At 58.3% G+C, this 4,941-nt stretch carries 4 protein-coding genes; all 4 read left to right on the plus strand.

All coding sequences use genetic code 11. The annotated features are described in order from the left end of the window. On the plus strand, positions 1-777 hold a 777-nt coding region (locus ENZ75_RS20880; protein WP_281061258.1), incomplete at its 5' end, for an HrpF/NolX family T3SS translocon protein. A gap of 1,056 nt (positions 778-1,833) precedes the next feature. Beyond that, positions 1,834-2,178: a helix-turn-helix domain-containing protein gene (locus ENZ75_RS20885; protein WP_082826567.1), complete on the plus strand. Its 345-nt coding sequence runs from the start codon at positions 1,834-1,836 to the stop codon at positions 2,176-2,178. A gap of 37 nt (positions 2,179-2,215) precedes the next feature. Beyond that, positions 2,216-3,553 (plus strand): serine hydroxymethyltransferase, encoded by a 1,338-nt coding sequence (gene glyA / locus ENZ75_RS20890; RefSeq protein WP_063169266.1) that lies wholly within the window; start codon positions 2,216-2,218, stop codon positions 3,551-3,553. Positions 3,554-3,610: 57 nt separating this feature from the next. Beyond that, positions 3,611-4,786, plus strand: a complete 1,176-nt coding sequence (gene metK, locus ENZ75_RS20895) for a methionine adenosyltransferase (RefSeq protein ID WP_063169265.1) — start codon at positions 3,611-3,613, stop codon at positions 4,784-4,786. The last annotated feature ends 155 nt before the right edge of the window (positions 4,787-4,941 follow it).

Genomic DNA, 4,941 nt, shown 5'->3' on the forward strand with positions numbered 1-4,941 from the left:
TCTCAGCTCCTTTCAGATCCTCTTTTGTTTGGCCTCCTGAACAATTCGATCACGGGCTATAAGACCCATCATAAATTCTTCGACTTTGGCGGCGGGCATACGGTTGATTCCGGCAATATCAGCAAAAAAGACTTTGCCCATTTTTGCACAAACATGTCGTCTGCGAACCGCAACGTTCAGCAGCCAATCACCCACGGCGCCCAAACCGCAGAAGAGCAGAATGCCGTCGCGGACATGAAGATGGGCCTGATGGACCAGCCTGACATTAAGTCAGCCAAAAAGAACGGCGGGGCCGTCATGCACGTCGTCGACTCCGTGCTCAAAATCGAGACGAAAGTGCTCGACTTGGCGGCAACGGCGGTGGGACTGCTCAGCTTCATTCCGGGCCTCGGACAAGTAGCCGATCTTGCCTCGATGGTTCTCGAGGCTGAGTCGCAAGCAGCCAATCTCCTGCGTACGGCCATTAACGGAGGCGATATGAAGCGAGCGCTGGAGGAAGCTGGCCTCAATATGGCCGCGCAGGCGATCGGCCTTATCGCAGGCCCCGAGGTCAAGCTGGCCATTCGAAATGGGCTCGTAAAGCACCTGATGGAAGAGGCCTTGGCGGCAGGCATTGATCTTTCGGTCTCGACGGCGCAGGACTACGCAGAAGGCTATGTGAATAACCTCAAAGCGCGCCTTGCAGGCGGCCCTGAGCAAAGCCTAGGCCTTCCGAGCATGCCATCATTCCAGAGTGTGGCAAGCAATGTGCCCTTCGTCGGCATTGCCTTATCCTAGCCGTCGCCTTGCGCGGAAGCTTTGGCTCGCGCGCTGACATAAGGGTCATTGTGGCACAAGCAGGGGTTCATCCGCATCAACGCAAGCGGTGTTCCTGACGCCATCTGGATCGGACTGTGAGGGGGATGTCCGAAGTCTGTGAAGACTTCGGTATATGACGACTTCAGAGTTACGCTGAGCCCAGCCATCTCGAGCCGGTGCGCCGGGTCGAGGTTTTCACGGGCGCCGGCCGGTAGCGGGAATGGTCTCCGGAAGGCACGGCGCGGATGGTGGCGGAGCGGCGCAGCCGAAGGAACGGCTGTCGCGCGCCCAGGGCGGCCTCCCGAACAGCAGACGATGATCTCCTGCCTTGGGCCTATATCCTCGTGCCACGCTCAAGGCAGTCGGCTGAAAACAGCGCTGATTTAAAACAGCATTATCCTGCACTGCACCCTCGATCCTTGCGCTCACCGATCGCTCGTCGACACGCACGCGGTCAAGTCGTTATCGGCGCTATGCCGATGGGCTTCGAGAGCAAGGTGGACGCTGAGCGGTGCGTCAGCCTCAGGGCGCGGCTGGCCAGCTTTGGGTCTCACGCTCTATGACGGCAACACCCGGCTGATCCACTTGGCCTGTTCGCGGGCTCCCGGCAGCGGCGCGGAAGCCACGGTCCGCCTTCCTCGGCTTCAGGCCAAAGATACCGCAGCATGCTCCAGAGCTATGTCTGCCGCCTTCGCCCCATCGTCGCTGGTCATGTGGAAAGGACAAGCAGGCTACGCACCCTATAATCCCGTCGGGCAGGATTCGACAGTCGACGGCGAGACATTCGCCAAACCTCCCCCTTGATTCTCAGCAACGTTAAAAAAAATTCACATAATGTTCGTGAGTGTAGTCTCCTGTCAGGTGGTACATTAGCCCCAATATCTGGCGTCTTAGTCGTAGAAAGGACTGTGATCTATCTTCCATTAGCATCCATACCAGCGGATTTACAGCAAATGACGAGAGAGGTCTCATGCGGATTGATGGGGATAGAAGGGCTAGCGGCTTGCTGCATCCCGTCCGGGTTGATGCTAACCAATGTTGACACTGGTAAATCGCCTAAGGACGGCAGCGCATCTTGATCGCCTTCGAATCCTGGGCCTTTGCGCGCATGCGGATCTAACCGTCGGCGAGCTGGCCGATATTACCGGTCTGCCTCGCGAGCAGGTTCGACGCCACGTTCGGCGGCTGGTCAGAGCCAACTTTCTTTGCTGCAACGAACAACGTCCGCAGTCTTCGTACCATATGCAAGCAGGAGGCAAGGATGGCGAGCTGGCTCAATTGGTGGTCGATCTCCTGCCCCACGATGATGGCCATCATAAAAGAGACCTACAACGCCTGGAAGCAATACAAGACGCGCGGTTGAAGGGACCGCCTGCTTGATCGTGAAATAGATCAGTCCAAATGGAGCGCGACTACCATGGATAACTCCGCCGGCGGCGCCATCGCGCAGCCCGACACTTACGGGCGGCCTCACTTAGCCGCCGTCGACTCCCGCGTTCACGAACTGCTTCTAAGACAGGAGCGTCAGGAGCGGACAACTCTCAAACTGATCGCCTCCGAGAACTTTGCCTCCTCGGCGGTGTTGGAAGCGACCGGGTCGATTTTCACCAACAAGTATGCCGAGGGATACCCCGGTGCGCGCTACTACGCCGGAAACGAGATCGTCGATGAGCTTGAGACCCTCGCGATCGAGCGCCTGAAAGCGCTATTTGGCAGTGAACATGCCAACGTCCAGCCTTATTCAGGCTCGCCAGCCAACCAGGCTGTCTATCGCGCGCTTTTGAGCCCCCGTGACAAAGTCATGGGCTTGCCTTTACCCGAAGGCGGCCATCTGACTCACGGTTGGTCCGTCAATTTTTCCGGCAGCGATTATCAGCGCGTCCCGTACAGGCTGCACGAAAAGACACAGCAAATTGACTATGACCACTTGCGCGAGACCGCCAAGCGGGAACGCCCGAAGCTAATTTGGGTCGGCGGAACTGCTTATCCGCGTATTTTTGACTACGCGGCAATGGCCGAAATTGCTTCGGAGGTGAACTCGTATCTGGTGGCTGACATCGCCCACATCTGCGGCCTGGTTGTCGCAGGAGTGCATCCGAACCCCGTGTCCCATTGCGATGTGGTCACCAGCACCTCTCACAAGTCGATCCGCGGTCCCCGGGGTGGCTTCATTTTATCAAGGAATGAAGACCGTTATCAGCCCCTCCATCATCCGAAGAGCAAACACAATCTGGCCAAACGTATAGACCGCGCCGTGTTCCCTCTTCTGCAAGGCGGACCGCATATGAATACTATCGCCGCGCTTGCCGTCGCTTTGCAGGAAGCAGCGAACTCGTCCTTTCGTGTCTACGGTCAGCAGATCGTCCACAACGCCAAGGCTCTGGCCCAGGCACTTCTGGAGCGAGGTTATGAACTCGTCACCGGGGGCACTGACAATCACATGCTGATCCTTGATCTTCGGGACCGGTCGCTGTCAGGCAAAGCCTATGCGGAGCGCTTATCGCGTGCAGGCATCATTGCGAATTTCAATATGGTCCCGGGCGACCGGCGGCATCCGGCGCTGACAAGCGGCATCCGCTTAGGGACACCAGCGGTGACGTCCATGGGCATGCGCGAAACGGAGATGGTGCAGATCGCCGCTTTCATCGACTCGGTCTGCCGCCAGCCCGATGACCAGGAAGTTCATGCGAGCGTACGAAGAGACGTTGCCGACTTCTGCACTGCGTTCGATGTTCCCGGCATCCCCGACCGATAAGCCACCCCAATCCAGAAACTCCTCACTAACTCCAGCACTTGAAGCGAGGGCATTTTTATGACCAGGCAGTTCGTGTTCTCTTCCGAATCCGTCGGCGCGGGACACCCCGATAAGATGGCAGACAACATCTCCGATGCCATTCTCGATGCGGTCCTGCGCACCGATCCGAAGGCGCGCGTCGCCTGTGAAGTGTTGGTGAAGACGGGGATGGTCGTTGTGGCTGGCGAGATCACCAGCCATGCCCACATCGATTACAGCCAAGTCGCCCGCGATACGATACTCGATATTGGCTACGACGATGATGCGATTGGCTTTGATGGTCGACGTTGCGCCGTCGTTCTGGCCCTCACCGAGCAGTCGCCCGACATAAGCCAGGGCGTTGATGAAGGACGAGGGCAGGATCTCGGGCAAGGGGCAGGGGATCAGGGCATCATGTTTGGATTCGCATGCAACGAGACGGATACATTGATGCCCCTGCCGATCCAACTCGCTCACCATTTGACGAAAAGACAGGCCGAGGTCCGGAAAGCGGGACAGCTTGGCTGGCTGCGTCCGGACGTGAAATCTCAAGTGTCGGTACGCTACGAAGGGCTCCGCCCGGTGGCGCTGGATACCATAGTCCTGTCAACGCAGCATGACGAAGCGGTCTCACAAGCCACGGTCCGCGAAGGCGTCATTGAGGAGATCATAAAACCGGTCCTGCCGGCCCACCTGGATACTTCGGGGATCAGATTTCTGGTCAACCCAACAGGGCGGTTCGTGGTCGGTGGGCCTGCCGGCGACTGCGGCCTCACAGGACGGAAGATCATCGTCGATTCCTACGGTGGGACCGGGCGTCACGGCGGCGGTGCCTTTTCGGGCAAGGACCCATCCAAGGTTGACCGCTCGGCGGCCTATGCCGCCCGGTATGTCGCGAAGAACATCGTTGCCAGCGGCCTTGCGGAGGTCTGCGAGGTTCAGCTTGCCTACGCGATCGGCGTGGCCAGTCCGGTTTCTGTCATGGTCAATACCTTCGGAACCGCAAGGATCGAGGAAAAAAGGATCGAGCGCCTTGTTCTCGAGGTTTTCAATCTCCGACCGAAAGGCATCATCAAGATGCTTGATCTCTTACGGCCGATATACCGCAAGACGGCGACATACGGACACTTCGGGCGTGAAGAGCCTGAGTTCACTTGGGAGAAGACGGACAAAGCTGACGATTTGCTGCGTGAAGCCGGACCGGCAGCTGCGTGAGGGCGGCTGGATCAAGCGCATGCGGCAACCCATTTCAACTCGCGAGACCACGCCCGGCCGGCGTGGCAAGAAGCCGGCTCGGGTTTTGGCGGAGATTTTGATGCCGGATTATGACGTGCTTTGCATCGGCAATGCCATTGTCGACATCATCGCCC

The organism is Mesorhizobium sp. M7A.F.Ca.CA.002.04.1.1, assembly GCF_004022805.1.
Lineage (GTDB): Bacteria > Pseudomonadota > Alphaproteobacteria > Rhizobiales > Rhizobiaceae > Mesorhizobium > Mesorhizobium ciceri.

What these genes read in the sequence shown, in the direction of transcription:
- ENZ75_RS20885 (WP_082826567.1), top strand. Translation starts at nt 1,834, where the DNA reads ATGTTGACACTGGTAAATCGCCTAAGGACGGCAGCGCATCTTGATCGC.
- glyA (WP_063169266.1), top strand. Translation starts at nt 2,216, where the DNA reads ATGGATAACTCCGCCGGCGGCGCCATCGCGCAGCCCGACACTTACGGG.
- metK (WP_063169265.1), top strand. Translation starts at nt 3,611, where the DNA reads ATGACCAGGCAGTTCGTGTTCTCTTCCGAATCCGTCGGCGCGGGACAC.